At 69.4% G+C, this 23,978-nt stretch carries 28 protein-coding genes and 7 pseudogenes; 14 read left to right on the forward strand and 21 right to left on the reverse strand.

Going from position 1 to position 23,978, the window contains the following annotated elements:
- Positions 1 to 24: 24 nt before the first annotated feature.
- The gene (locus R2S09_RS35080; RefSeq protein WP_316745360.1) at positions 25 to 735 is read right to left on the reverse strand and encodes a hypothetical protein; all 711 of its coding nucleotides are present in this window, start codon (positions 733 to 735) and stop codon (positions 25 to 27) included.
- A gap of 137 nt (positions 736 to 872) precedes the next feature.
- Positions 873 to 1,856 carry an alpha/beta fold hydrolase gene (locus tag R2S09_RS35085; RefSeq protein WP_306193172.1) on the reverse strand — a complete coding sequence of 328 codons (984 nt, stop codon included), beginning with the start codon at positions 1,854 to 1,856 and terminating at the stop codon, positions 873 to 875.
- 139 nt (positions 1,857 to 1,995) lie between these two features.
- Here R2S09_RS35085 and R2S09_RS35090 point away from each other — a divergent pair, with 139 nt between their 5' ends.
- The 4 genes and pseudogenes from R2S09_RS35090 (at position 1,996) to R2S09_RS35105 (ending at position 5,047) form a co-directional block, all read left to right on the forward strand.
- The gene (locus R2S09_RS35090; RefSeq protein WP_316745361.1) at positions 1,996 to 2,646 is read left to right on the forward strand and encodes a helix-turn-helix transcriptional regulator; all 651 of its coding nucleotides are present in this window, start codon (positions 1,996 to 1,998) and stop codon (positions 2,644 to 2,646) included.
- A 104-nt stretch (positions 2,647 to 2,750) separates the two neighbouring features.
- Positions 2,751 to 2,996: a hypothetical protein gene (locus R2S09_RS35095; protein ID WP_316745362.1), complete on the forward strand. Its 246-nt coding sequence runs from the start codon at positions 2,751 to 2,753 to the stop codon at positions 2,994 to 2,996.
- 12 nt (positions 2,997 to 3,008) lie between these two features.
- A pseudogene (locus R2S09_RS35100) lies at positions 3,009 to 3,367 on the forward strand (IS5/IS1182 family transposase); the annotation flags it as partial.
- Positions 3,368 to 3,664: 297 nt separating this feature from the next.
- Complete coding sequence (locus R2S09_RS35105; protein WP_316745363.1) at positions 3,665 to 5,047, forward strand: SMI1/KNR4 family protein; 1,383 nt, start codon at positions 3,665 to 3,667, stop codon at positions 5,045 to 5,047.
- 250 nt (positions 5,048 to 5,297) lie between these two features.
- On the opposite strand, the gene R2S09_RS40780 is transcribed toward R2S09_RS35105, so the two are convergent.
- From R2S09_RS40780 to R2S09_RS35120, 4 genes and pseudogenes are all read right to left on the reverse strand, one after another.
- The gene (locus R2S09_RS40780) at positions 5,298 to 5,549 is read right to left on the reverse strand and encodes a transposase (protein WP_399145374.1); all 252 of its coding nucleotides are present in this window, start codon (positions 5,547 to 5,549) and stop codon (positions 5,298 to 5,300) included.
- Positions 5,529 to 6,080 (reverse strand): annotated as a pseudogene (locus tag R2S09_RS35110) (leucine zipper domain-containing protein); the annotation flags it as partial. The gene R2S09_RS40780 and the pseudogene R2S09_RS35110, both read right to left, overlap by 21 nt.
- Positions 6,081 to 6,105: 25 nt before the next feature.
- Positions 6,106 to 7,071, reverse strand: coding sequence for an SDR family NAD(P)-dependent oxidoreductase (locus R2S09_RS35115; RefSeq protein ID WP_306192600.1), 966 nt, complete (start codon positions 7,069 to 7,071; stop codon positions 6,106 to 6,108).
- Positions 7,064 to 7,702 (reverse strand): type 1 glutamine amidotransferase domain-containing protein, encoded by a 639-nt coding sequence (locus R2S09_RS35120; protein WP_316745377.1) that lies wholly within the window; start codon positions 7,700 to 7,702, stop codon positions 7,064 to 7,066. The genes R2S09_RS35115 and R2S09_RS35120 overlap by 8 nt, the downstream gene beginning before the upstream one ends.
- A 65-nt stretch (positions 7,703 to 7,767) precedes the next feature.
- On the opposite strand from R2S09_RS35120, the gene R2S09_RS35125 reads away from it, so the two are divergent.
- Entirely contained in the window at positions 7,768 to 8,724 is a 957-nt protein-coding gene (locus R2S09_RS35125; RefSeq protein WP_316745364.1) for an AraC family transcriptional regulator, read from the forward strand.
- A gap of 108 nt (positions 8,725 to 8,832) precedes the next feature.
- Here the strand turns inward: R2S09_RS35125 and R2S09_RS35130 are convergent, their stop codons facing one another.
- From R2S09_RS35130 to R2S09_RS35150, 5 genes are read right to left on the reverse strand one after another with little or no spacing between them, the layout of a single operon-like run.
- Complete coding sequence (locus tag R2S09_RS35130; protein ID WP_306192602.1) at positions 8,833 to 9,072, reverse strand: hypothetical protein; 240 nt, start codon at positions 9,070 to 9,072, stop codon at positions 8,833 to 8,835.
- A gap of 11 nt (positions 9,073 to 9,083) precedes the next feature.
- Positions 9,084 to 9,266, reverse strand: coding sequence for a hypothetical protein (locus R2S09_RS35135; RefSeq protein WP_306192603.1), 183 nt, complete (start codon positions 9,264 to 9,266; stop codon positions 9,084 to 9,086).
- 21 nt (positions 9,267 to 9,287) lie between these two features.
- Positions 9,288 to 10,094, reverse strand: coding sequence for an SDR family NAD(P)-dependent oxidoreductase (locus tag R2S09_RS35140; RefSeq protein ID WP_316745365.1), 807 nt, complete (start codon positions 10,092 to 10,094; stop codon positions 9,288 to 9,290).
- Positions 10,091 to 10,645: a nuclear transport factor 2 family protein gene (locus R2S09_RS35145; RefSeq protein WP_316745366.1), complete on the reverse strand. Its 555-nt coding sequence runs from the start codon at positions 10,643 to 10,645 to the stop codon at positions 10,091 to 10,093. The genes R2S09_RS35140 and R2S09_RS35145 overlap by 4 nt, the downstream gene beginning before the upstream one ends.
- Positions 10,632 to 11,528 carry an NAD(P)-dependent oxidoreductase gene (locus R2S09_RS35150; RefSeq protein ID WP_316745367.1) on the reverse strand — a complete coding sequence of 299 codons (897 nt, stop codon included), beginning with the start codon at positions 11,526 to 11,528 and terminating at the stop codon, positions 10,632 to 10,634. The genes R2S09_RS35145 and R2S09_RS35150 overlap by 14 nt, the downstream gene beginning before the upstream one ends.
- Positions 11,529 to 11,630: 102 nt before the next feature.
- On the opposite strand from R2S09_RS35150, the gene R2S09_RS35155 reads away from it, so the two are divergent.
- From R2S09_RS35155 to R2S09_RS35165, 3 genes are all read left to right on the forward strand, one after another.
- Positions 11,631 to 12,461, forward strand: a complete 831-nt coding sequence (locus R2S09_RS35155; protein WP_316745368.1) for a helix-turn-helix transcriptional regulator — start codon at positions 11,631 to 11,633, stop codon at positions 12,459 to 12,461.
- A 352-nt stretch (positions 12,462 to 12,813) separates the two neighbouring features.
- The gene (locus R2S09_RS35160; protein ID WP_306192610.1) at positions 12,814 to 13,047 is read left to right on the forward strand and encodes a hypothetical protein; all 234 of its coding nucleotides are present in this window, start codon (positions 12,814 to 12,816) and stop codon (positions 13,045 to 13,047) included.
- Positions 13,047 to 13,424: a toxin Doc gene (locus R2S09_RS35165; RefSeq protein ID WP_306192611.1), complete on the forward strand. Its 378-nt coding sequence runs from the start codon at positions 13,047 to 13,049 to the stop codon at positions 13,422 to 13,424. Before R2S09_RS35160 ends, R2S09_RS35165 begins: the two co-directional genes overlap by 1 nt.
- 282 nt (positions 13,425 to 13,706) lie before the next feature.
- On the opposite strand, the gene R2S09_RS35170 is transcribed toward R2S09_RS35165, so the two are convergent.
- Positions 13,707 to 13,874: a hypothetical protein gene (locus R2S09_RS35170; RefSeq protein WP_306192613.1), complete on the reverse strand. Its 168-nt coding sequence runs from the start codon at positions 13,872 to 13,874 to the stop codon at positions 13,707 to 13,709.
- 827 nt (positions 13,875 to 14,701) lie between these two features.
- Positions 14,702 to 15,697, reverse strand: coding sequence for an Lrp/AsnC family transcriptional regulator (locus tag R2S09_RS35175; RefSeq protein ID WP_316745369.1), 996 nt, complete (start codon positions 15,695 to 15,697; stop codon positions 14,702 to 14,704).
- A gap of 252 nt (positions 15,698 to 15,949) precedes the next feature.
- Between R2S09_RS35175 and R2S09_RS35180 the strand changes: the two genes are divergently transcribed.
- A complete protein-coding gene (locus R2S09_RS35180) occupies positions 15,950 to 16,639 on the forward strand; it encodes an SDR family NAD(P)-dependent oxidoreductase (protein ID WP_306192615.1) in 690 nt (229 codons plus the stop codon).
- Positions 16,640 to 16,759: 120 nt separating this feature from the next.
- On the forward strand, positions 16,760 to 17,296 hold the full coding sequence (locus R2S09_RS35185) for an amidohydrolase family protein (protein WP_316745370.1): 537 nt from the start codon (positions 16,760 to 16,762) through the stop codon (positions 17,294 to 17,296).
- 230 nt (positions 17,297 to 17,526) lie between these two features.
- Here R2S09_RS35185 and R2S09_RS35190 read toward each other — a convergent pair whose 3' ends face one another.
- Positions 17,527 to 17,652: a hypothetical protein gene (locus R2S09_RS35190; protein WP_316745380.1), complete on the reverse strand. Its 126-nt coding sequence runs from the start codon at positions 17,650 to 17,652 to the stop codon at positions 17,527 to 17,529.
- Positions 17,653 to 17,755: 103 nt separating this feature from the next.
- Between R2S09_RS35190 and R2S09_RS35195 the strand changes: the two are divergent.
- Positions 17,756 to 17,902 (forward strand): annotated as a pseudogene (locus R2S09_RS35195) (hypothetical protein); the annotation flags it as partial.
- A gap of 301 nt (positions 17,903 to 18,203) precedes the next feature.
- Positions 18,204 to 19,043, forward strand: a complete 840-nt coding sequence (locus R2S09_RS35205) for an alpha/beta hydrolase (RefSeq protein WP_316745371.1) — start codon at positions 18,204 to 18,206, stop codon at positions 19,041 to 19,043.
- Here the strand turns inward: R2S09_RS35205 and R2S09_RS40785 are convergent.
- The 4 genes and pseudogenes from R2S09_RS40785 to R2S09_RS35230 all read right to left on the reverse strand — a co-directional run bounded on the left by R2S09_RS40785 (position 19,033) and on the right by R2S09_RS35230 (position 21,599).
- Positions 19,033 to 19,651, reverse strand: a pseudogene (locus R2S09_RS40785) (Tn3 family transposase). The gene R2S09_RS35205 and the pseudogene R2S09_RS40785 overlap by 11 nt on opposite strands.
- A gap of 136 nt (positions 19,652 to 19,787) precedes the next feature.
- A pseudogene (locus tag R2S09_RS35220) lies at positions 19,788 to 20,135 on the reverse strand (Tn3 family transposase); the annotation flags it as partial.
- A gap of 55 nt (positions 20,136 to 20,190) precedes the next feature.
- On the reverse strand, positions 20,191 to 20,361 hold the full coding sequence (locus R2S09_RS35225) for a hypothetical protein (protein ID WP_306192620.1): 171 nt from the start codon (positions 20,359 to 20,361) through the stop codon (positions 20,191 to 20,193).
- A gap of 116 nt (positions 20,362 to 20,477) precedes the next feature.
- Positions 20,478 to 21,599, reverse strand: a complete 1,122-nt coding sequence (locus R2S09_RS35230) for a PP2C family protein-serine/threonine phosphatase (RefSeq protein WP_316745372.1) — start codon at positions 21,597 to 21,599, stop codon at positions 20,478 to 20,480.
- Here R2S09_RS35230 and R2S09_RS35235 point away from each other — a divergent pair.
- Together R2S09_RS35235 and R2S09_RS35240 are read left to right on the forward strand one after the other, a co-directional pair.
- The gene (locus tag R2S09_RS35235) at positions 21,565 to 22,026 is read left to right on the forward strand and encodes a hypothetical protein (RefSeq protein ID WP_306192623.1); all 462 of its coding nucleotides are present in this window, start codon (positions 21,565 to 21,567) and stop codon (positions 22,024 to 22,026) included. The two genes, R2S09_RS35230 and R2S09_RS35235, sit on opposite strands and share 35 nt — an antisense overlap.
- Positions 22,027 to 22,222: 196 nt before the next feature.
- On the forward strand, positions 22,223 to 22,447 hold the full coding sequence (locus R2S09_RS35240) for a hypothetical protein (protein ID WP_306192631.1): 225 nt from the start codon (positions 22,223 to 22,225) through the stop codon (positions 22,445 to 22,447).
- 133 nt (positions 22,448 to 22,580) lie between these two features.
- Here R2S09_RS35240 and R2S09_RS35245 read toward each other — a convergent pair.
- The 3 genes and pseudogenes from R2S09_RS35245 to R2S09_RS40790 form a co-directional block, all read right to left on the reverse strand.
- Positions 22,581 to 22,979: pseudogene (locus R2S09_RS35245) on the reverse strand (transposase); the annotation flags it as partial.
- Positions 22,980 to 22,983: 4 nt separating this feature from the next.
- Positions 22,984 to 23,709: a universal stress protein gene (locus R2S09_RS35250; protein ID WP_316745373.1), complete on the reverse strand. Its 726-nt coding sequence runs from the start codon at positions 23,707 to 23,709 to the stop codon at positions 22,984 to 22,986.
- 100 nt (positions 23,710 to 23,809) lie between these two features.
- Positions 23,810 to 23,908 (reverse strand): annotated as a pseudogene (locus tag R2S09_RS40790) (universal stress protein); the annotation flags it as partial.
- Positions 23,909 to 23,978: the final 70 nt, after the last annotated feature.

The raw sequence follows: 23,978 nt of genomic DNA on the forward strand, positions 1-23,978 counted from the left end.
CTGGTCTTGCTCGGTCCCTCGAGGCTACTGCTGATGGGCGGCTGGTCGCACGAGAGTGAGTTTGCTCCACCGCTCCACTTCATCCGCGTGGCTGCCGACTGCCGTCGCGTGGGCGACCGCTGCGGCTTCCTTCGGTGTCGACCCACCCCGACGGGAGAGCAGCGCCAGCGGCCAGGCCGGAGTGCCCGACTGCTCACCGTCGAAGGGGTGCCAGTCCCAGGCAGCATCGAACCGCCAAGCGCGCCCGTTCAGGTCGGCGACCTCATCACCCGGTTCGAGGAAGGCATACGGACGGAAGAGCAGCTCGATGCGTATGGGTTCACCGCCGGCCGGATCGATTGTGTAGCCCTGGTCCTCAAGGTCAGGGTCATGACTCTCACCCTGCCGCAGGACTTCGACGTAGGACGCGGGCCGCGGCAGCATGCCGGTGACCAGGGGCGGGTCGAAGCGATGGACCGCCTGGACGTGCACCACGGTCGCGGGGATTCCCACCAGGCAGGTATCGCCCGGCTTCAGTGCGGTCTCCGCCGGTTGCGTCAGGAAGATCTCCCACTCACGGGCCGCGGGCGTTGGAAGCGCCCTTTGACCGTTCCACCTGATGTTTTCGGCCTGCGGGTCCACCTCCAGCCACGGCCACCGCACAGACACGTGGTAACGGGTGACCCCGGTGACGGCGGTCTCAGTGAACAGGCACTCCAGCAACAGCACGTCACCGGGCCGGTAGTCGTGACTCATGCATGCATTGTGCACGCCCTCAGTGACAGGCGACCGAACGAGTATCCGGCATTGCGAGCAGACCGCCATGCGCTGCATCACCGCCGCCCATCCCGAGCGCACCGCCAAGCTGCCCGGGCAGCCCGCCTGGTTCAGCCCTAAAGGGTGGCGAGCCAGTCGGTCAGCAGGCGGTTGACCTCGTCGGGGCGCTCCTGCTGGATCCAGTGGCCGCAGCCGTCCAAGAGGTGGGAGGCCGACAGGCCGGGGAGGGTGGTGGGGTAGGCGTCGATGGCGTCGGACATCCAGGTGGTGGAGGCATCCAGGGCGCCGCCGATGAACAGGGACGGCTGCTTGATCGGGGCTCCGCGGTGCGGGGCGAGGTCTTCCCAGTCTCGGTCCATGTTGCGGTAGCGGTTGAGTGCGCCGGTGATCCCTGTGCGCTCGAACTCCCCGGCGTAGACGTCGAGGTCGTCCTCGCTCAGCCAGGCCGGGAGGACCCCCGTGGGGAAGCGATCGCGCAGCCGGCCGCCGCCGCGGGCGACGAAGTGCGGGTCGGGCTCGCCCCGGGCAGGCATGGTGTCGGCGGACAGGGCCGCGTAGAAGCCCGCGAGCCAGCCCCGCACGTCGGGCTCGATCTCCGCCTCCGCGCGCCCGGGCTCCTGGAAGTAGGAGACGTAGAACTCCTGCTCGGGGCCGCCGATCCGGCCGAAGATGCCGGTGGGGCGGGGGCCGCCGGGCGGCGCATAGGGGACGCTCAGCAGGCCCACGGCACGGAAGACCTCGGGGTGGAGCAGGGCGGAGACGGCGGCGATGTTGGAGCCCCAGTCATGGCCGACGACCACCGCGCTCTCCTCACCGAGGGCGCGCACCACGGCGACGTTGTCCTCCACCAGGTCGAGCATCCGGTAGGCCTCGATCGCCCCCGGTTTGGACGAGCGGCCGTAACCACGCACGTCGATCGCCACCGCCCGGTGGCCGGCCGCGGCGAGAGCCGGGAGCTGGCGGCGCCAGGAGTACCAGGACTCGGGGAAGCCGTGCACGAGCAGGACCAGCGGGCCGGTGCCCTGCTCGACCAGGTGCAGACGCCCGGCCGGGGCCTCGACGATGCGGTGGCGGAGCTCGGCGGTCGGCTCGGGCTGCATGGGCCTCTCCTCGGTTCGCGGCGGACGCGGCTACCCATCGATCATGCGGCGCGGCGCCCACCCGACGCGAACAGCCGTGCCATTCTGGCAAACTCGCAGGACAGAGCGGTGAAGCGGCACGCCAGGAAGGAGCGGGAAGGTGGCAGTCAACGACGTGGACGACACACTGGCCACGATGGGGCCCCGATTGCGGGCCGCGCGTGAGCACCGCGGCGCGACGCTCGCCGGTGTCAGCCGCGCGACCGGCATCTCACCCAGCACGCTGTCCAGGATCGAGACCGGCCGGCGCAAGCCCACCCTGGAGGTGCTGCTGCAACTGTCGAAGGAGTACGGCGTCTCCCTGGACGAGCTGGCCGGCACGGCACCCGCCCCCGCGGCCGAGCCGCGCGCCACGGCGCCGCTGAGCTTCGGCGACGACAAGGCGGTGCTGCCGTTGACCCGGTACGTCGGCGGCCTGCACGCCCACAAGCACGTCCTGCCCGCCCTCGAGAACCCGCCCGCGCGCCCCCGTCAGGCCTCCCACGACGGCCACGAGTGGCTGTGCGTCCTGTACGGGCGGCTATGGCTCGCACTCGGCGACCAAGACCTCATCCTGACCCCCGGGGACGTCGCCGAGTTCGACACCCGCACCCCGCACGGGGTGGCGAACACCAGCCCCGGCGGTCCGGTCGAGTACCTGATCATGTTCGGGCCGCAGGGCGAGCGCCTACGACCGCGCACCCCTCCAGCCGTTGGCCGCGGGAGCCGCCGGCCGAACCGCGCCCAGGCCGGCCGAGAAGAACAGCCGTAGGCTCCGAAACCCGTCCCGACACGACAGCGACATCACGACCCGCGCATACGCTCGCGGCCAAAGGTCGCCCAGATGCCCGGAACCCGCGCGCTACCGTCCGTGCGATGTCCAAGGTCCGCAACGGCGAACGCGGCCGCCGCGGAGTCGAGCGGCGCCTGGTCGCCCTCGGCGCCCGCCCCCGCCATGAGGGCGAGCCCGGCCGGGCCTGGCTGGAGGAGGCCCTGCACACGGTCGGCGCACGGGTCGTATCCCATGGGGGCAAACCGCCGCTTGTGCGAACGGTTCCCACGTGTTGCCGCTTGGTCGACAACGCCAAAGGGGGTTGCACAGAGCCGCTGGAGATCGTGTAGCGCCCCGCCGGCAAGCAGATCGCGCTCAGCTCCTACGACCGGATCGTCGGCCTCGTCCTCGACCAGATCACCGTGGACGGCTCCATCACCAAGGCTCCCGGAGGCGGCGAGGTCACCGGGCGTTCCCCCGGTCGACCGCGGCAAACAGGGCCTGGAGTCCTGGGGCATGACGGACCGTTACGGCAGTCCACTGGGTCGTGTCCTGGCCGGAGCAGACCGTCACGACTCCCCGCCCTCGCCCCGGACCTGGGCGGCCCGACAACCTGAGCCCGTTGCCCGACGACGTCACCGTGCACCTGGACGCTGGCTACGACTCGGACAAGACCCGCGCGCTGCTCAATGAACGCGGCCTCCACGGCCACAGCAGACATGGATGACTCACCGCTGGGACAAACGCCCGAACCGCCGGCCATGACCGCCGCGCACCGCCAAACCTCGCGCACCGCCAGCACTTCGACCGTTGCCCCAGACGACTCGGGCAGTGGTGCGGCGGCAGAACGCGGGGCAACCGGTGTGGGTCCAGCGGGCCGTGGTCGGCGGCTTCCGCAGGTTCCTCGCCGTTCAAGGCCAAATGGTCGGCGAGGCCGAGTGCCGCTGGAGAAGGAGGCTGTCACTGCCTCACGTGATAATCACCTCGCCACGTTGACCGCGCCGATCGGAGGCACCTGTTGTCCACACTCCATGAGTTCACGACCTGGGTGCCTTTGCTGCACGTCCTGCGATCTACTCACATCGCGACGCCGGGCGCTCTGGGCGGTCACGTCGCCGGACGGATCGGCACCCACGCGTACAGCGTGCCCACGCCATGGGGGGCGATGTTCACCATGCACGGGCAGGCGTCTGGCGCGGCGGACAGACGACCCGAGTCCGACGCCGTGCGGCGGGTGCGGGGCGCGCTGGCGGAGACGGACGCCGACGGCGTCTCCTTCGTGGCCCGGATGTCCCCGGACGGCCCCGCTGTGCTGCACTTGCTCGACTTCGGGCCCGCCGTGGAGCCCGAGGCCAGCGGTCCGCTCCCGGGTACGCTCGTACTGGTCGAAGGCGCTCTACCCGAACCCTGGCGCCGACTGCCCGATCCGGTGCCCGACGCGAAGCCCTCGCCGGCGGCGGATCCGGCAGCACTGGAGAGCTTCCTGCGCGCACGCCTCCCCGACGCCATCGGTGCGACCGAGGAGGAGATCGCCACGGCGGAGGCGCGCCTCGGGATACCGATGCCCGACGAGCTCAAGGCGCTCTACCGGGTGACGCGGGCCCGGAGGGACGACCTGGCCGACGACGAGGCGATGTGGCACCTCATGGAGACGGTGACCTGCGAACTCTTTCCCCTGGAGGAGCTGTACGTCGCCGACGCGCCCTCCCGGCACTCCCCATGGCGGTTCGCGGCGATGGAGACGGCCGGCACGCCGCCCGGCGCCGCGGTGCAGGGGCTGGTCGGGTCACCGGGCTGGATCGTCTTCGCCGACAGGGACGGCGACCGGCTCGCGGTCGACCTGACGCCGGGGTCAGCCGGGCACACGGGGCAGATCATCGTGCTCAGCCACGAGGAGAGCGTCGGCGCCGGCCTGGTCGCCGGCTCCCTCACCGAACTGATCCTCCGCCTGCCCACACAGCGCCGCGGCGCCCCGCGGACGGAGCAACCGCCTGCCGCGGCCCGGGTCAACATCCGCAGCCTGAAGAGCGTCGAAGCCGCCGCGCACCCTGCACTGGAAGTCCTGAGCATCGGCGTGTGGAAGGGCGAACCGCTCAGCCTGGAGCCCGTCATGGACTTGCCGCGCCTGCGAACCCTCAGCGCCCACCCGGGCACGCTCGCCGACCCGTTGGAGATCTCCCGGCTCACCGCCCTGGAGTTCCTGGCGCTCTGCCCGGAGGACTGGCGAATGCTCCTGGACACCGACATGGTCCCGCGCAGCCTGCTGGCCGCCGGCATCGAGGTGCGCAACGACGTCGACCCCCTGCCGGTCGTGAACCTCGCCAACGAGATCCTCGCCCGCTGGGACCGCCCCTTGATCACCCGCACCACCCTGAAGGGCAGCCTCGGCCCCGTGCCGTAGTCCTCCGGCCGGGGCAGGAGCATCAACGGCCAGCCACACGCGGGCCACACGGGCCAGCCGTTCCTGCGCCGCAACTCCCCGTTCTTTCACTTCCTGCACACCAGCCGGGCACAGCACTGGCAGATCTTCAAGATCCCGCCGTGCGCGGCGATCACCCGCTCGCTGCTTCTACGACGGGTAACACTTCCGTCGAACACTCATGGCACACCTTTTGACGGACGCCTGTCTGCGCAACCTCCAAGGCCGTGTCCTACATGGTCCGTTTGAGGAACCGCTTGTAGCAGCACAGGGCGGATGCCAGCCCGAGAAAGGCCAGGTAGTTGCCTGGTTCCCGCTCGTAACGGTGGTTGAGACGGCGGTAGCCGGTCAGCCAGGACATGGTGCGTTCAATGACCCACCTGCGCCGACGCCCTCGGCGTCGCGCAGCCGGGTGAGCAACTCCCGCAGCCCCGCGAGCAGCTCCCGGCCCAGGTCGCGCAGGGACGAAGCTGTAGCCGATCACGGGACTGCCGCTCTTGCGTGCGTTGGTCGTGACCTGCCGATTGCCGGCCGCCTGCTGGCGGGGCATGATCCGGTGTCCGCCGCCGTCAGGGATGTTGCCGAGCTTCTTGATGTCGACGTGGACCAGTTCGCCGGGTCGCTCGCGCTCGTAGCGGCGAATGACCTGGCCGGTGGGGCGGTCCATCCAGCGCAACCGGTTCAGCTGGTGGCGGGTCAGGACGCGATGGACCGTCGAAGCCGGCATGGACAAGATCGGCCCGATGCGAGCCGGGCCGAGCTTGCGCTCGCGCCGCAGCTCGCAGATGCGCTCCTCCACATCGGCGGGCGTGCGGTGCGGTGTCGTCAGGGGCCGGCTGGAGCGTTCGTACAGCCCCGCGTCACCTTCGGCGCGCCAGCGTCGGTCCCACTTGTGTGCGGTGGTGCGGGAGATGCCCATTTCGTGGGCGACGTGAGCGACCGGCCTTCCGGCTAGGACCCGTTCGACCAGGAGCCGTCGGCCGTGAATGGTGAGTCGGGCGTTGCGGTGTGTCAAGGAGTCTCCGCCGTGCAACGGGCCATCAGGCGCGGTCAAGGGGTGGCAGGGCGCTGGCGGCGTAGCTCCACAACTGTTCGGCGGTCTCCGGGTGTAGAGCGTGTGCGGCGACTCCGGGGCTGGTCGGGTCTGTGGTGACGGGTGCTTCCTGGTTGTCCTCGAAGTAGCGGCCGGTGATGCCCTGGAGCAGTGGGGATGCGGCGAGGAGCACGCTGGTGGCGGCGCCTTGGGCGGGCGTCTTGTAGTAGGGCTGCTCGATGCGGTTGCCGTCCCGGTCGGCGGCCCCCATCGCCTGCAGAGTGGCGAGGTCGATGTGGCGTGAGAGGTTGGTCGTGATCCAGCCGGGCATGAGGGCGTTGGCCGTGATGTCGTCGTCGGCCCAGCGGTGGGCGATCCCGACGGCGAGGAGTACGTCGGCGCTCTTGGAGCGGCCGTAGGCGGCCCAGGGGTCGTAGGGGGTGTGCTCGAACTGCGGGTCATCAAGGTCGACCGGGTGGTTTCGGTGTGCCCCGGAGCTGACCACCACGACACGGGCAGCTCGTGCCGCACGGAGGGCGGGGTGGAGCCCGGCGGCGAGGGCGAAGTGGCCCAGGTAGTTGGTGGCCAGCTGCAGTTCCCATCCTTCACGGGTCCGCTCGAGCTGGGGGACGGCCATGATTCCGGCATTAGCGACGAGGATGTGCAGCGGTCCGTGCCAGGCGGCGGTGAGCGAGCACACCGACTGCAGGTCGCTCAGGTCGAGTCGGGCGGCGCGGATCGTGCCGCGCCATCCTTCCTTGTCCGCGGCGGTGGCGAGTTCCTGGACGCTGTCCGGGCGGCGCACTGCGACGGTGACGTCCGCGCCGGCTCGTGCCAGGGCTCGTACGGTTTCGGTGCCGATGCCGGAGGCTCCGCCGGTGACGAGGGCCCGCTTGCCGCGCAGATCGACTCCTTCGATCACTTCGTCGGCGGTTGTGCGGGCGTTGAAGGGGGTGGTGATGCGCTCAGGCATCGTGGTCCTCCTGGTGGTCGAGAAAGGTCATGATGCGGTGCAGTTCAGCGGGCAGGTCGCCAGGCTTGCGGGCGGTGAAGATGTTGCGGTCCTGGACGATCGGCTCGTCGATCCAGGTGCCGCCTGCCGCCTCGATCTCGGGGCCGACCTCGGGCCATGACGTGAGGCGCAGTCCGTCGACCAGGCCGGCCGAGACCAGGACCTGCGGGCCATGGCAGACCAGACCGATCGGCTTGTGGGCGGTGGCGAAGGCGCGGATGAAGTCGAGCGCGGCCGGGTCGGTCCTCAACTGCGTCGGGGCGAGGCCGCCGGGCACGTAGAGCAGGAGGTAGTCGGCCGCGTCGGCGTCGGCCAGGGGCTGGGTGTGCTGGATGCCGAAGCCTCGGAGGCCGGTGAGCGACCCGCCCGAGGGAGTGATCACATCGGCCCGGTGGCCGGCCTCGACGAACCGGTAGTACGGGTAGAAGAACTCGACTTCCTCGACCTTGTCGGCGGCCAGGACTCGATCCGGCCCTTGCTGGGCTCCTCGGTCGCGATGGCGACGCGGTTGTCCATGGCAGGCAGAGTGTCGGACACGACCAGGCTCCGGATCTTCGGGATGGCTTCTTTCACGGTCTAACCTAGGTCGCAGAAGGGAGACGCAATATGGTCAGCAGTCCAGGAGAGTTCATAGATCGTCCAAGTTTTCTGGATCCCGTGGAGGAAATCCTCGCGCTGACAGGCGTACGGGCCCAGCTGGTCTCCACGCTGGTCGGACACGGCGACTGGTCGCTGGTCTTCCCGGCACCGGCCGGCGCCAAGTTCAACGCCGTGACCGAGGGGAACTGCGTCCTCAGCGTCGTCGGCGAAGAACCGCTCGTGCTGCGTGCCGGAGACGTCTTCCTGCTGACGCGCCCGGTCGAGTTCGTCCTGTCCACCTCGGCCAAGGTCCTGCCGCAGCCGGCCCATCCGTACTTCCGCGGCGGCAACCGGCGGTCGGCGGTCGTCGGCCCCCGGACGGAGCCCGTGTCCGCCCGCCTGATCGGCGGCAGTTTCGTCTTCGACGGACGGGCCCGTCAGCTTCTGCTGGACTGGCTGCCCCCGCTCATCCACCTGCCGCGCAACGCGGCCGGCGCCGCAGCCGTGCAGCGGATACTCGACCGCGTCGACCGTGAAGTGAGCGACAACGGTTTCGGCGGGCGACTCATCGCCCAGCACCTCGCCATGATCATGCTGGTCGACCTACTGCGCCATCTGGTAGCAAGCGGAGTGAAAGGCAGGAGCTGGCTCCACGGCCTGACCGAACCGGTCACCGCGGCGGCGCTGCAGGCCATGCACGCGGATCCGGCCCACCCCTGGACCGTGCAGCAGCTCGCGGACAGCGCCCATGTGTCCCGCTCCACGCTCGCCGCCCGGTTCAAGAAAGCCGTCGGACAAGGACCACTGGAGTACCTCACGCAGTGGCGCGTCGAGCTCGGCGCCGACCGGCTGGCCCATACCGAGCAGAGCATCGCGACCATCGCCCGGGCCGTGGGCTACGGGTCAGAGGCCGCATTCAGCCTTGCTTTCAAACGGGCGACAGGCCAGGCACCAGGCGTATACCGCCGACAGGCACGCTCGGGCGCTCCGGCTCCCGAACTCACCGACATGCACGGTAACTTCCCGACCTCCTAAAGCGAAGAGGACGTCGAGCAAAAAACACACGGCGTGCCAACAACGCTCGTGGTCAATACATCTAGGACATCGCGGACCGGTAAGGAACGAGCTTCGCCCCAGCTGAGCTCAGGGCCGCCGCCGGAACGGGGCGAGCGTGGCGCGGACGAGGTCGGCGGCACGCCAGTCGGGGTCGAACTGGGCAATCGCGGCCAGGTGCTGGTGTAGTTGGAGAATCGGCATGCGTTCGCGCCAGTCGCGGTCGAGCCCGGTCAGCTCGGCGTACAACTCGAAGAACACGTGCACCTCCGGCGGCGGCGCCGTCGTCCACAGGTGGGCCAGGTCAACCTCTGGCCACGGGTACGACACGGCCGGGTCGATCAGCGCCGGGCGAGGAGGGAACTGTTGGAGGGCAGGTGCTGTTCGAGGACGGCGACGGATTCCTCCGTGCGGCCGGCCTCTGCCAGCAGGTCGGAAACGCTCCAGGCCGCGTACCAGGTGTCGCCCTCGGAACGCGCCCGCGCCTGCTCGATTGCTTCATTGAGCAGGCCGCAAGCGGCCATGAGCCGAAGCCTCATCGTCAATTACTCGGCCCTGAAGGACCGAGTAGTTGACTTGGTGCGGTAGCGGGTGGCGAGGGCGGGGCTCTGGCCGGCGAAGGCGGCGAGGTCGGCGTGGAAGACGGCGTCGAGCAGGCCGGCGTCCTCGACGCCGGGGGCGCAGACGACCTCGCCGAGTTCGAGGCCGCGCAGGCCGGCGGTGACGACGTCCTCGGCGCTCATGCGCGGCACGACGCTCATGTCGAGGCCCTGGCGCGTGTGGAACTCGGTGGCGACGACGCCCGGGCACAGCACCTGGACCTGGACGCCGGTGTCCTCCAGCTCGGCGCTGAGGGTCTGGGACATGGTCACGAGGTGGGCCAGGGCGCCGGCGTAAACGGCGCGTCGGGGCATGACGGACTTGTCGGCCGGACCGCTGAAAGCGATCATCCCGGCCACGTTGATGATCTGTCCCCCGCCGCGCTCCTGCATGCCGGCGACCGCGGCGCGGGAGAGCATGGTGGGGGCGACCACCTTGACGTGGACGAGCTCGCGGGCCTTGTCGGCGGACAGTTCGGCCAGCGGCATATAGTGGGCGACGCCGGCGTTGTTGACGAGCAGGGTCAGCGGCTCGGCGGCGCAGATCTCGGCGACGGTGTCGACGCCGATGTCGGTGGACAGGTCGGCGGCGACGGTGCGGACCGAGACGCTGGGGTGGGTGGCGGCGAACGCCTCCAGGCGGTCCTTGTTGCGGCCGACGATGATCAGGTCGTAGCCGTCGTCGGCGAGGCGTTCGGCGAAGGCCTCGCCGATGCCGGAGGTGGCGCCGGTGACGAGGGCGAGCTGGCTCATGAGTGCTGTTCCTTTCGGGGGTCGGCCGAAGAGGCCGGGGTGGTGGGGCTCTGGTGGAGCCAGGTGTGTTCGGCGTGGTACTGCTCGGCTACGGCCTCGGGCTGGTCGTCACCGAGGTGGTGATCGCCGACGGTGTAGCCCTTGCGGTTCAGGTACCGGGCCAGGAACCGGTAGGACGGCCGGTAGCCGGCCAGCTCGGCCGCATCGACGGCGAGGTGGGTGCCCGGCAGAACCGGGACGGGTGCGCAGGCGGAGGCCAGGTCCGCCTCCACCCCGTCGATGTCGATACGCCACTCGATGATCCGCGGCAGCTCGACCAGGGCCCGGTCACCGTGGATACGGACGGCAGGCGAGCTGAGCCGGTGCACCGCGTGGTCGCCGCGGCCGGCCATGGCACGGGTCTGGCGTACGAAGTCGGCGCCGCTGCCGGTGAACCAGCTCATCCGGACGATCGAGTCGTCGGCGAAGCAGGCGGCCATCTTGTGGTACCAGCCGCGGTCCCGGCCCTGGCGTTCGCGCAGCACCAGCTGCGTCACGTCATCGGCCGACATAGGAAGCCTCCTTGTGCGAAGTGAAGGCGGTTGTGGTGCAGGCGCTCAGGCGGTGCACGAGCTGCGTGAGTCCGTGGGCGCCGGCCAGGCCGCGGGCGGTGGTCTGGGTGGGGTCGATTCCGGCCTGGCGCATGGCCTGGTCGAACAGGTCCATGTCGAGGGCTTCGACGCCGGCCAGGTGGTCGACGTTGTCGGGCCGCACCATGGTGTTCAGCAGGGACAGCGCCGCGCTGGCGGCGCTTCCCAGCTTCAGGACCTCCACCAGCCGGGCGGGGTCCAGCCTCAGCTGGCTGGCCAGGTCGACGATCTCCGCGATCGCGGCCTGGTTCATCATCAGCAACGCATTGTTGAACAGCTTCGCCGTCTGCCCCGCTCCGGCGTCGCCGAGGTGCACCACGTGTCGGGAGAAGGAGCGGAACACCGGCGTGCAGCGCTCGGCCGCCGCTTGCGGGCCGCCGACCATCGCGGTCAGCCGGCGCTCCTGCGCGGCCGGGCGGCCGCCGCTGACCGGCGCGTCCAGCACCTCGACGCTGGCCTTCGCGCACAGCTCGGTCAGGCGGACCGCGTTGCCGGGCAGGCCGGTGCCGTGGTTGACGAGGACGGCGCCGGGGCGCAGTCCGTCGAGCAGCTGGTCGGCGAGTTGCAGGACCTCGTCGTCGGTGCCGACGCACAGGCAGACGATGTCGCAGGCTGCGGCCAGCTCACCGCGCGTGTCGTGTCGCTGGTGGGGGACCTCGGCAAGGCCGTCCAGGGAGGTGGGGCGCCGGGCCCAGGCGTGCAGGGGGAAGCCGGCTTCGGCGATCGCGGTGGCCATGGGCAGGCCCTGGTCACCCAGCCCGATGAACCCCACGACGGGTCGTTCAGGGAATCGTGCTTGTGTCATGCCTCCACGGTCGCCGTGGCCCGTGCGACCAGCCAGTAGCCCCGTTTTCCTGGGAATCGCAGTACCAGGCTGGCTACCCACTCATTTGCCACAATCGACGGTATGGCGACCACAGAACTCGGCGCGGCCCTGCGCCACTGGCGCGACCACGTCCCGCCCCAGGCCGTCGGCCTGCCCGGCGGAGGTCGCCGGCGTGCCGCCGGACTGCGCCGCGAGGAACTGTCCCAGCTGGCCGGCATATCCGCCGACTACATCATCCGGCTGGAACAGGGACGCGCCACCAGCCCCTCCCCCCAGATCGTCGAAGCCCTGGCCCGCGCCCTGCGGCTCACCCAGAACGAACGTGCCCACCTGTTCCGCCTGGCCGGCCTCGCCCTACCCGGACCCGGCATGGTCCCGCGGCACATCACCCCCGGCGTCCACCGCATGCTGGACCGCCTGGCCGGCACCCCCGTCGCCGTCTTCGACGCCGCCTGGAACCAACTGCTCGCCAACCCCCTCTACACCGCCCTCATGGGCGAATGGCACGGCGACGACCGCAACGGCGTCTGGCGCAACTTCCTCACCCCTGACCATCGCGTGCGCCAGACCCCCGAATCCAGGGGCGCGCTGCAGGCCTCCCTCGTGGCCGACCTGCGCCGCACCGCCGCCCGATACCCCGACGACCCGAGCCTCAAGACCCTCATCGCGGAACTGCGCCGCCACAGCGCCGACTTCGAGACCCTGTGGGAGTCGGGCGCCGTCGGTGAGCACCAGGCCGCCCGCAAGACTGTCGACCACCCCTCCGTCGGCGCGCTGACCCTGGACTGCGACATCCTCAACGTCGCCGGCAGCGACCTGCGCATCATGGTCTACTCCGCCCAGCCCGGCACCGAGGACGCCGACCGGCTGGCGCTCCTGAACGTCATCGGGACGCAGTCCCTCGTCGGGTAGGCCCCGGAGTCACATCGGTCGGTTGCCACCCCGGTCCCCTTGCCAGGGTCGTATCCCGATCCATCCCGAGTGCCATACGCGGCCGACACTGATCGCCGAACTCGGGGTGCCCGCGACACAGCGGGACGGCGAGGGGTGCAGCCGCGTGTGGAGGAGCGACCGGCATCGGCCGACCAGAAGCGGAGCGTCGCTCCGCTCGACATCCAGAGCGTCGCTCCACTGTGTCGATCGGCATGGCAGGAGTGGCCGGCCTCTTCGGGGAGAAGCTCGTGGCCGAGGGGAGCCTCGGGTTGCGGGACCGCTCGGAAATGCGGTCTGTCGGACTTGGCACCAAGTAGGTACCATGGGCTCCATGCCATCACTGAACGTGTCCTTCTCCGACGAGGAAATGGAAGGCGTCCGGGCGGCCGCCGCTGCAGAGGGCAAGAGCCTGAAGGCGTACCTTCACGATCTGGGCGTGCGCGAGATGCACCGCAAGCGGTTCGTCGCCGGCGCCGCTGTCTGGGCTGACCGGCTGCGGGGTGAGTTCGACGAGGCGTTCCCCGAGGAGATCCCGCCCTCCGAGCGTGGGACTGCGGCCGCCTGATGGTTCTGCATATCGACGTCTCTTGGCTGCTCGACGTCCAGGAGGCGGCCCTTGGGCACGAGGACGTCTCGGTGACTGACTACTCCGCGTTGGTGGCGGCCGTCGCCCGGCACAAGACCCGGATGCCGACACTTGAGGCCTCCGACCCGGATCCGGCCTGGCGTGCAGCCGCTCTTCTGCACACGCTTGTGCGCCTAGAGCCGCTGCCACATCGCAACAGCCTTTTTGCCGCCTTTGTCGCCACCCAGTACATGGACCAGTCCGGCGAGGGCATCGACCCGCCTTACGGCGCACTGTCCGATCTTGTTCGAAAGGTTCGAGACACGCGGTTGAGTGTGTACGCCGTCGCCGAAGCGCTGCGCTCCTGGAGAGTCTGAGCCGGCCCGCCGGATGCCGGCCTCGCTGCCCAGTTGTGCAGCGCACTGTGCCCGCAGGCCGGTCAGCGGTCGTCGGGAACAGCGGCCGACGGGCTCCCGGCGGGCTCGATCGTCTTGGAGGAGGTGGTCCACTCGATGCCGCCGTTCTCTGGACGCAGCCATGCGACGGGCACTGTGGTGGCGTCGGGGCTATGGCCTGCAGGATGCCCGTGCGGCCGTTCGCAGTGTCGATGACCCGGTGGCCGATGAGTGGATGGCTCTGGTGCATAAGCCCGAGGCCGCTCACCGTGACTCACCGCTGTGCGCGAGCGGGACCCAGGAGCAGCTGACCTGCACGCCGAGGCCTTCGAGGTGGCTGATCTCCCGGTGCCGCAGGTCGCTGGAGATGTCCGGTGCGATGGCCGCAGGCCACCGGACGATGACTGTGCCGATCTGAGCGGCCTCGGCCATGCTGCGCCACGCTGCCAGCCCTCGCGGTCCAGCGGGTCGGGCTGGCCGTAGGGGTCGCTGATCGTCTCAACGATTGTCATCCCCCGGCTCCTCGGCGTACTCCCGGCCCTGCTGGCCGCCGACCGCCCTGAGAAGGAGTCTCGTACCACGGATGGCCTCGCCGGCATTGCTCTACGCAGCGGCCTTCTCGCACTTCCCGATCGGCGGCCGAGTCGTCGTGGGGATCCGGGCGGCCAAGCATCTCCAGCCACGACCGGCGGCACGACGACAGCCACACCCTGATCCCCTGGATGCCGCAACCTTACGAATGGCTGGGGTCGACCCGTGAAAGAACGTAGAGCACGACGAGTGGATCGCCTTTCCCCGCCGCTACCTCCCCGAGGGAAGCATGGACACGATCCACCCCCAGGACAAAGATCAGATCGATCCCGCTACACCATCACAGGGAACATGACCCTGCTCACCCCTTCATGCGCGGGCTAACGCGTCATCAGGCGCCAGCATTCCAAGGCAACTAGCCTCATTCTGTCAGGAGTTCTTAGGGCAGGGACCAGATGCTGACGGGTTCGGCGACGGTGCGGGCCTCGCTCCCGCCCGCGCACGCCGCGCCGTCCCGCCCGGGCCTGTCCCTGATCACCCGCGATCGAACGGGCCCTGCCGACCCTGCGGACACCGACCACCCGGCGGGGACGGCTTTGGCGCGATCATCCCTCAGGCCCGGACACCCCGCCAGGACGGGGCGGGTGACCGCCCCCGCCCCCGCCGGACCCCGCCGGCGGGGCGGTGAGCCTGTCCTCACGCGCCGCGATGCCCCGAGCCTGCTCACGTCACGCCTGAGCGGCGGGCCCGACGAGGCGATCGCCGGACAGCAGCGTGCCTGCCTGCTTGACATACCGCAGGACGGGTGAGACTTCCATGCTCTGCAGGCCAGGCAGGGCCCCGATGCGATCCGACGAGAATTCGAAGAGTTCGTCGAGGTCCCGGCAGTGGGCGACGGCATGGACGTTGTAGGGGCCGGAGATGGCCGCCGCGAAAGCGATCTCGGGTTCTCGTGCCAGCGAGCGCCCGACGTTCTTCACCTCCGACGGATGCACCCGCAGCCACAGGTTGGCCCGCGCGTGATAGCCCAGGGCCGCTGGGGCGATCTCGACGTCGATGTGGACGACGCGTTCTTGCAGCAGGACGCGGAGGCGGCGGGCTACGCGGCCTGGTGTGGAGTCCGCCGCCGCGGCGATCTCGACGAGACTGGCCCGACCGTCTGCGGCGAGCGCGTCGAGAATCTTCTCGTCCTCGGCGGTGAGGCATACGGGGGCGTCGGCGACGACCGGAGACTCCGTGAACGGGGGACCGTCGCTCCCGAGCATGGCTTCCTGCTCCGGGGACAGCGCACCGTGGAGTGCGGCCCAGTAGTGGCCACGGCCTCCCATGAACTGGCGGAGCATGGCGAAGGCATTGATGTCGACTACCGCCGCGGTGCGCGGAAGCCGCTGGCCGAGCAGTTCTTCCCGCTGCGCTCGGTCCCGCGACTGTGTCGCGCACGTGACCTCGGAGCCCGCTGCACCCAGGGCCACCCAGTTGACATCGTCCCGCCTGGCGAGCGCGCCCGCGATCGCCGCGACGCTTCCGGGCCGGCAGCGTAGTCGTACCAGCCATCTGCTTTGGCCCAAAGCCCCTGGGTTGACCACGCCGGCGACGCGGATGACGCCGTCGGCGCGCAGGCGCCGGTATCGGCGGTTGACGGTGGCTTCGGCGAGGCCGAGCGCGGCCGCTATCGAGGCGAAGGGGGCTCTCGGGGCGACCTGCAGTGCACGAATGATTCGCACATCGTCGGGTTGTATCCCAACGGATCCGGACACAGACGCACCTGCCATAGCGGGAATCCTACAAATCGATCTGCCTGGATCGCGTCTGCGGCAGCACGGCAAGCAGGCTTGTCCCGTATCGATGAAGAGCCAGGAGCAGCTGTACTGCGGTGTCGCCCCGAGGCGGTCCCGGCCAAGGACGCACCAAGTGAGCTCGCCCCGAACAAGGAACGGAGATGACGCTGTATGTCATCGACTGCCACAGGACAGCCCATGCCGACCGCCCTCATCGTCGGGGCCTCGCGCGGCCTCGGCCACGCGATGGCGGGTGAATTCCTCGGCCGGGGCTGGAACGTCATCGGCACGGTCCGCGACACCTCCGCGCGAACGCCCCTGCACCATCTCGCCGACCAGGCCGGGGGCCGCGTCGTCATCGAGCATCTCGACATCAACGAGCCCGACCGCCTCGCGCCCCTGCACGAGCGTCTTGCGGAACGCCGGCTCGATCTGCTCTTCGTCAACGCCGGCACCACGAACAATGAGCAGACACCCATCGGCAAGGTGACGACAGAGGATTTCATCGAGGTGATGACCACCAACGCGCTCAGCCCGATGCGCGTCATCGAGGCACTCGAAGACCTGGTGTCCCCCACCGGCCTCATCGCGGCGATGTCCTCCGGACAGGGCAGCATCACGAACAACACGACCGCGGGCCGTGAGGTCTACCGGGGAAGCAAAGCGGCCCTGAACATGTTCATGCGCAGTTTCGCGGTCCGGCAGGCCGGGACACAGCGGGGCTTCGTCCTCTTGGCACCGGGCTGGATCCGCACCGCGCTGGGAGGGCCGGACGCGTCGTTCACCGTCGAGGAGAGCGTACCGCTGCTGGTGGACGTCCTCCTTTCCCGACAGGGCATGCCTGGCCTGGCGTATCTGGACCGCGCGGGCCAGACGGTGCCCTGGTGAGCCCCGCCGGACACCCCGTGCGGCCGTCCTGAGGACCAGCAGGCGCCGTAGGCGGTCCCCTCACCCGGAACGCCCCACCACCCGCGCCCGACGCGGCCGACAAGCAGGAGACCGCAGAAGATGACGCCAGTGCCCCTCATCGCTGTCGAAGAACACTGGATCATGCCGGACGTTACGTCCCGCCTCCGGGCTGTGCCGCAGCCCGACGAAAGCCTTGCCTTCAACGAGATGGGCGACAACCAGGAACGTCTGGAGGACCTGGGGGCCGGCCGCATCGCGGCCATGGACGCGCAGGGAATCGACGTCTCCGTCCTCGCCCTGACACCGCCGGGAGTCCAGCCGCTGCCGCCCGGGGAGGCACTGGCTCTGAGCCGCGCCGCGAACGACATGGCTGCAGCGTCCGTGGCACTCCTGCGGCACGCCCTGTCCGTCACCTCCGTCGACCGGTTGATCTTCTCGACCGACTACCCGTTCCAACGGCCGACCAGAGAGGAAGTCGATTCCTTCCTGAACCACTTCTCGACGGACGCAGAACGCGAGCAGTTCTCGTCGGCCAACGCGGCATCCTTGTACGGTATCGACTTCTCGTTCTTGCGAAGAGATCCCCCGTCCGGCAACCGTGTGACCTCCGTGCCGACCGGGACGCCCAGGTCTTGACGCACCTGGGCGAGCTGCTCGCGGCCCAGCCCGAAGCCGACACGCCCCTGGACACGGCAGCCGACGCCGTGGCCGAAATGACGCCGCCGCCTGGCTTCCGGCAGCGTGAACGTGATCACGGACGTGGCCACCACGTCGGCTGCCACCGACGACGGCCAGGCCCTGCCCAGCGTCCACACCCGGCTGGCGCGTCGCGGGCTGCTGCCAGCCGAGCACCTGGTCGACGGCGGCTACACCTCCTGGTCCACCTGGAACGAGGCCAGCGCGAACACCGGCTCACCGCCAGTGGCCCACTGCCGGGCGACGCCACCCGCCAGCACCGCGAGAACGAAGGCTTCGACCGGGACGACTTCCACATCGACTTCGACCGCCGCCAGGTGACCTGTCCCCAGGAGCCAGGTCAGCGCCGGCCGGCACGGCCCCTACCCGACGTCCTCGCCCACCGCCGCCCCATTGATCGTGGCCCGGTTCACCAAGAGCCTGTGCCGCCCCTGCCCACTCCACACCCGGTGCACCACCACCGACAGCGCCCGGACTCTGGGCTGTCCCCCGCGAGAACTCCGCGACCTGCAATTCCGCGTCCGTGCCGAGCAGCAGACCCCCGACTGGAAGACCCGCTACGCGGTCCGCTCCGGAGTCGAGGGCACCATCAACGAGTTCACCCCCGGACAGCCCCGCCTCGACGAGCATCGCGTAGCCGGCGTCGGTCGGCAGGAGTCCGGGACGCTCGACGCAGACCCGGAAGTCGTAGCGGGGCGGCGCGTCCGGCGGGGCGATGCCGAAGACCTCGGAGGCACAGGCCAGGTCGAAGGGCGACTGCGGCGGGGTGAGCAGGGCCACCACACGATGAAGCGACACGGCCCCAGACTCTCTTGGCCGGGAGACCGGCCTCGGCCACTGTGGACCCATGAACGAGATCATCGAATCGACAGTGCTGCGGACCGAGATCCAGGTCGATGGTGTGCCGGCCAGCTATCTGACCGTGGAGCAGGACGGCCCGGCCGTGCTCCTGCTGCACGGCACGTACTGGAGCCGGGTCTGGCTTCCGGTGATGGGCCGGCTGGGCGCCGCGGGACTACGGCCCGTCGCGGTCGACTTCCCCGGACTCGGGCGCTCGGGAGGCGAACTCACCCTGGAGACGGGCACGGTCCCCGCCCTCGCGGAATGGGTGGCGCGCTTCGCGTCCGCGCTGAAGCTCTCCGGGCCGATCGCCGTAGCGGGCCATGACATCGGCGGCGCCGTCGCCCAGCACCTCCTCGTCCACGATCGGCTGGAGGTGTCCCGGTTGGCATTGGTCAACTCGGTCACCTACGACTCCTGGCCGGTGCCCAGCTTGGCCCGCTTCCGAGCCCCTGAGGTCGTCGCCGCGACCACCGCCGAAGAGATTCTCGCCGCCCGCCGGCAAGCCGTGACACAAGCGCTGGCCGGTGCCGCAACGGAGCAGAGGATCACGGAGTATCTGGACCCGTGGACCGATGAGCGGGTCCGCCGCTCCTGGATGGCCATGGTGGGCGCAGCCGACAACCGCTACACCCGCGATGCCGTCCCCGCCCTGCGACAGAACGCGACACCCAAACTGCTGATCTGGGGCGAGGACGACGACTTTCAGAAGGTGGAATACGCCGAGCGGTTCGCCTCGGAGATCCCGCACACCACCCTCGTACGCATCCCGGACGCAGGCCACATCCCCACGGAGAACGCGCCCGGCCCGATCGCACATGCACTCGTTGACTTCTTCACGGCGTAGAGCGCGAAGTCGGTTTTGTCACGGCGGTCCAGCGGCCGATCCGCTCAGCGGGCATGCCGGGGTCCCCTACCGCGTCGTGGGCGCCAGGGCTATCCGGCATACACGGACGGGGCACGGCCAGGGCCTGACCCAGGTCGAGCCGGGCGTCCATGTCGAGACGGAAGGTGCCGTAGGGATTCACGTTCGACCGGAACAGCGCGGTCAGCCCACGCCGGTCCTCTTCCGCCAGCCGCGATGCCCACGTCGATCCGGACGGGACCTGCTGCAACAGCAGCGTGTTGACGTGTACGAGGCTGGACTGCAGGAGGTGCGAGGCGAGCGTGGAGGTCTCGGCGTGTTCTTTGTCCGGGCCGGTCAGGGCGCCGTCCTTGCCGTAGTGGAGCGCGGTGTTTGCGCTGTTCCGGTTCTCGACGACTGGAGTCCGCCGTGGATCTCGCGGCGCAGACCGGGGCCGGCGAGGTAGTCGCAGGCGAAGACTGTACGAACCGCGCGCCCCAGCTCTTCGAGGGCCTGGTAGGGGGGTGCTTGGGGCCGCCGCGGGTGAAGCGCCGCAGGACCTGCTCCGCCTCGGCGGTGCCGAGCCGGAGCGCGGTGGCGTACTTGACCATCTGGTCGTACTGCTGCTCGATCACCTCCCAGCGGATCGGTTCGCGTCAGCGAGGCGCCGAGCGCGGGCCAGCCGGGCGAGCTGTCGTCCGGGCGGTACAGACGGATGCTGCCGATGTTCTTCAGCCTCGGCAGCAGGCGGAAGTTCAGCAACTCGGTGAAAGCGAACCCGACGACGCTCGCGCCCTGGGTGTCCACGTAGCTGGACTCGATCTCCGCGTCCGTGCAGTGCCGCAACAGGCCCTCGATCATCGCCCCTACCTCTGACGACGAACAGCTCTTGAGCTGGGAGTAGATGCAGACGTTCTTCCGCTCGACGTGCCAGTAAATCACCACGCCGTTGCCGCCGTACCGGGCGTGGTACTCGGTCATGAAGTTCGAGGACCAGGACCCGAACTTCTTCGAGTCCGAGGCGCAGGCGTTGCCGTGACCCCACCACGCGGTGTCGCGGGCCGCGAAGGTGGCGTGATCGACAATTCCAAGCACGGACAACCCAAGTGCCGGTCAGCTACCGGGTCAGACCTCCAAGCGGTGCTGCGGGCTACATCATCGCTGTCAGCTGCTGGAGCAGCCCGCCCTCACCGGTCAGCTGCAGACCTTCTGCCTCGGCTCGGCTCACCAGCTGGCCGATCAGCTGGTCGTCCACCGCCTTCGCCGACACAGCCGCTGCCGACTCGACAGCCTCCTGCTCGGCCACGTTCTCACTGGTCACCGATGCATCTTCCATGATCGGGAGTTACACCGAACGAACGATTTACAGTCCCTGGGCGGCGAGCGGGCCCCGTGGTGGGCACCAGTGCGCCAACTGGCAGGGACGGTGGTGACCGGTCAGCCGGTCATGGACGGGAGAGATCCGCTGCCGGCCTGGGACATGAGGTGCGGCCGGTGCAGGTGGCGCAAGGGGGTGCGTTCGATGATCAGGAAGGCGGCGTCGTCGGTGAGCTGCTCGCCGGTGTGTTCGAGCAGGTCGCGGTGAATGTGGTGCAGCAGGGCGTCGGGGCTTGAGGCGGGGAAGGAGGCGACGCGTTCGGCGAGCGGGTAGAAGGCTCCGGTCGGTGAACGGGCTTCGATCACGCCGTCGGTGTAGAGCAGCAGCATGTCGCCCGGTTCCAGGGTGAACGGGTCGGTGTGGTCGTTCCGTGTGCAGAGGGCGCACAGGCCCAACGGGGGTGCGGGCCGTCGGGAGTTCAGGACGGTCACCTGGTCTCCACGGATCAGCAGGGGTGGCGGATGGCCGCAGTTGAGCATCTCGGCCTGCGGGCCCTGATCGTGGATGTCGAGCATGATGGCGGTGATGAAGTGCTCGCCGGCGTCGTGCGCGGTATCGGCGACCTCCTCCAGGTTCCGGCAGACGCTCTCTTCGACGGTGGTGACGAGCTCGGGCAAGGAGGCGTACCGGTGAGCGCCCTCACGGAACGCGCCCATCACCACCGATGCCTCGCCGACGGAGGCCAGCCCATGGCCTCGTACGTCGCCGATGAGCACCCGGGTGCAGGCGTGATCGGCGCGGGCGACCGCCAACAGGTCGCCCCCGATCTGAGCCTCGTCCTCGGCGGCCAGATACAGCCAGGCCACCCGCAAGGGTCCGATCCGGCGGGGTGGAGGCCGCAGCAGAATCCGCTGTGCCGTCTCGGCCACCGACCGCACCCGGCTCAGCTCCCGGGCACGCCGCTCCCGCACATAGGTGATGAAGACCACCAGAGCCGACAACACGGCCAGGGCGATGAGCTGCGCCACATGGTTCGTCGTGGTCAGCCCGCCGTGGAAGACCGAGATGATCAGCAGGGCCGTCTGCGCCAGAGCCCCGACCAGAGCGGTCAGCCGGGGACCGGCGAAGGAGGCGGTCAGGGTCGGTGCGATGACGAGCAGCGGGCCCAGATGAACACTGGTGCCTATGCCGATGTCCGTCACAGTGATGACCACGATCAGCGCGAGCGCGATCACCAGCATCCCGCGCCCCGCGCGCTGCTCCAAGAGCCGGTCTTCCGATACCCTTCGCGCATCCATACGCCCTTTTTACGCCCTTTTTGGCGCCGCGCATGCTCGGGAGGTGTGCGGAGAGCATCACCGCTGTACCCGTCACTTCCTTCGAGCTGCGAAGCTGCCGACCGGCTTCGTCGTGCCCGGTAGAGAGACACAACAACTCTTCATCGAGTTCGAGGCACCGTTTTCCGGATTCGTGCCGGAGGCCCGTGACTACAAGGCCCAGATACAAGTGCGGGTCGGCCACCGCAAGGGGTGGCGCCCCCTGTTGACGTTCACCTTGCGGGCCGCCAACATCATCGATCCAAATCACTACACCGTCTACAACAACGCACCGGTCGAGCTGACGAAGGAAGATCAGAAAAGGCGGATGCCGCACTCCTCGAACTGTTGAGAGAGCACGGGGACGACTCCTCTCCGTGCAGCGGGAGGCAGTGGAACTCGTCCAATGACGATGAAGACGCCGGCCCGAGTCGCTGACGCAGCACCCGCGAGCGCAACATCACTCGGCTCCTCCGGCGTCCTGACCTGTGCCGCGCTCTGCCTCCCACTGCCCCTGCTGCTGACCTGCCTTTTCCCTGGTGGTGTCCATGCTCGGCATCGTGCTGGCCAACGCCACATCCCTGGCACTGGGCGGCCACGGTTCCGCCGCTGGAGCCGCCTCCTCCCTGCAAGGGTTACTGCAATTCCTCGTCGGTGGCCTCGCCGCCTCCGCCATGAGCCTGGCCGGCCAGGTCACCGCAGTGGCCATGGGCACCACCATGGTCATCTGTGCCGCAGCCGCGCTGACCGTCCTCAACGCCCGCCGTGCATGAAAGACCTGCTCTTCTCCGGAGTTCCGGCTCCGAGACGTCGTTGCGTTCGGGCACCAGCGAACGCATGCCGGTCTCGACATTCGTGAGTTCCGGCGCCGCCAGAATCAGTACGGACGGCATGCTGACGGCTTCCGAATGAGGTTCGCACACAGCGAAGACAAAGAGGCCGCAGGCCGGCTCGAGCAAGCTCTGGTGGAGATCAGCGCGTCGCCCATAGCGGATGTGGAGCCGTTTGTACTGGCGCAGCCAGGCGAAGGCGCGCTCGACCACCCACCGCACCTTGCCCAGAGCTGAGCCGTGGGCGACACCGCGTCGGGCGATATCGCTTCGACGCCGCGCTTCCACAGCGGCGGTACTTGTCGAGGTCGTAGCCGCGGTCGGGGTACATGCGCCGCGGCTTGCGGCGGGGGGCGTCCCCGCAGGCCCGGAGCGGTGGGGCCGCGTCCAGCAGCGCCAGGAGCTGGGTGCCATCGTGCGGGTTGCCGCGGGTGAGCGTGACGGCGAGCGGGGTTCCGTGGCGGTCGACGATAACAAGATCAGCGGGATGGGCGGATCTGGCCGCCGCCCGTAGCACGGCGTACCGCACGCCACAGCGACCTGCGCATCCGCCGGACGGGACGCAGCGCTGTCCACCACCGGAACTGCCGCTCCGGGAAGAGCGGTACGCGCGGCATGAGGTAACGCGTACCGCCGACGTCCATCTCACACAGAGAGACACCACCGCCCATGTTTCCCAGTGTGATACTCACGGGGCGCGGCGGGTCCCCTGGGAGTTCGGCGTAGAGGACGGTTTCGCCCGCACCTGAGGTGCTGCCCCGGGCGACGACTTTTCCGTCCACCAGCACCTCGATCGAGCCGGAGACACCTGTCAGTTGGACCGTGATCGAGTGGCCCTCCTGATCCAGGTGGAAGCGGCTGCCCGCAGCCATGCCTCCAGAGTAGGGCAACGCAACCGACGCGGCTTGAGGCAGGGGGAGGCGCTGGGGCGTGATCATTGCGTGCCGCACGACGGCGACAGGGCAGTCGGCGTGGTGCAGCAGGGCTTGGCTGACCGAGCCGAGCAGCGAGCCTGTCAAACCGCCGCGGCCGCTCGCGCGGGCCACGACCAACTGCGTGTGGTGACTGGCGTCGATCAAAGCGGGCCGGATCCGGGCGCGCATCAAGTGCCGCTCCACGGCGATCTCTGGGAACGCTTCTTGCCAGGGGGCCACCGTCTTGTGGACAAGGTGCAATCCGGCTCGCTTCGCGCATGTGATCGACATCGGTCACCACTGCGGTCAGCGGGTCGCTGGGGCGTTCGTAGGCTCGTTCGCTCCAGGCGTTCCATACGTGCAGTGCCACCAGGAGCGCCCTGCGCAGTGCGGCCTCGACGAAGGCGAACCGCACTGCCGCTGCACCGGCCGGGGAGCCGTCCACGGCCAGCAGCAGCGGGCCGGCTGGGTCCTGGCGACCGCGCGGCACCAGCAGGGGGCAGTGCCGTGGGCGGCCAGATACATCGCCGTGGAGTTTTCAAGCCCGGCCGGACCGGAAC

The organism is Streptomyces sp. MK7 (assembly GCF_032658145.1).
Lineage (GTDB): Bacteria > Actinomycetota > Actinomycetes > Streptomycetales > Streptomycetaceae > Streptomyces > Streptomyces spiralis.

Bases quoted from the DNA above. Each gene is read 5' to 3' on its own strand.
- R2S09_RS35185 (WP_316745370.1), top strand. From the start codon at position 16,760: ATGACGCCAGTGCCCCTCATCGCTGTCGAAGAACACTGGATCATGCCG.
- R2S09_RS35095 (WP_316745362.1), top strand. From the start codon at position 2,751: ATGTCCAAGGTCCGCAACGGCGAACGCGGCCGCCGCGGAGTCGAGCGG.
- R2S09_RS35230 (WP_316745372.1), bottom strand. From the start codon at position 21,599: ATGCTGGTGATCGCGCTCGCGCTGATCGTGGTCATCACTGTGACGGAC.
- R2S09_RS35205 (WP_316745371.1), top strand. From the start codon at position 18,204: ATGAACGAGATCATCGAATCGACAGTGCTGCGGACCGAGATCCAGGTC.
- R2S09_RS35080 (WP_316745360.1), bottom strand. From the start codon at position 735: ATGAGTCACGACTACCGGCCCGGTGACGTGCTGTTGCTGGAGTGCCTG.
- R2S09_RS35150 (WP_316745367.1), bottom strand. From the start codon at position 11,528: ATGACACAAGCACGATTCCCTGAACGACCCGTCGTGGGGTTCATCGGG.
- R2S09_RS35250 (WP_316745373.1), bottom strand. From the start codon at position 23,709: ATGTCGATCACATGCGCGAAGCGAGCCGGATTGCACCTTGTCCACAAG.
- R2S09_RS35155 (WP_316745368.1), top strand. From the start codon at position 11,631: ATGGCGACCACAGAACTCGGCGCGGCCCTGCGCCACTGGCGCGACCAC.
- R2S09_RS35240 (WP_306192631.1), top strand. From the start codon at position 22,223: ATGCTCGGCATCGTGCTGGCCAACGCCACATCCCTGGCACTGGGCGGC.
- R2S09_RS35135 (WP_306192603.1), bottom strand. From the start codon at position 9,266: ATGGCCGCTTGCGGCCTGCTCAATGAAGCAATCGAGCAGGCGCGGGCG.
- R2S09_RS35170 (WP_306192613.1), bottom strand. From the start codon at position 13,874: ATGGCCGAGGCCGCTCAGATCGGCACAGTCATCGTCCGGTGGCCTGCG.
- R2S09_RS35115 (WP_306192600.1), bottom strand. From the start codon at position 7,071: ATGCCTGAGCGCATCACCACCCCCTTCAACGCCCGCACAACCGCCGAC.
- R2S09_RS35165 (WP_306192611.1), top strand. From the start codon at position 13,047: ATGGTTCTGCATATCGACGTCTCTTGGCTGCTCGACGTCCAGGAGGCG.
- R2S09_RS35145 (WP_316745366.1), bottom strand. From the start codon at position 10,645: ATGTCGGCCGATGACGTGACGCAGCTGGTGCTGCGCGAACGCCAGGGC.
- R2S09_RS35235 (WP_306192623.1), top strand. From the start codon at position 21,565: ATGACCACGATCAGCGCGAGCGCGATCACCAGCATCCCGCGCCCCGCG.
- R2S09_RS35085 (WP_306193172.1), bottom strand. From the start codon at position 1,856: ATGCAGCCCGAGCCGACCGCCGAGCTCCGCCACCGCATCGTCGAGGCC.
- R2S09_RS35180 (WP_306192615.1), top strand. From the start codon at position 15,950: ATGCCGACCGCCCTCATCGTCGGGGCCTCGCGCGGCCTCGGCCACGCG.
- R2S09_RS35160 (WP_306192610.1), top strand. From the start codon at position 12,814: ATGCCATCACTGAACGTGTCCTTCTCCGACGAGGAAATGGAAGGCGTC.
- R2S09_RS35140 (WP_316745365.1), bottom strand. From the start codon at position 10,094: ATGAGCCAGCTCGCCCTCGTCACCGGCGCCACCTCCGGCATCGGCGAG.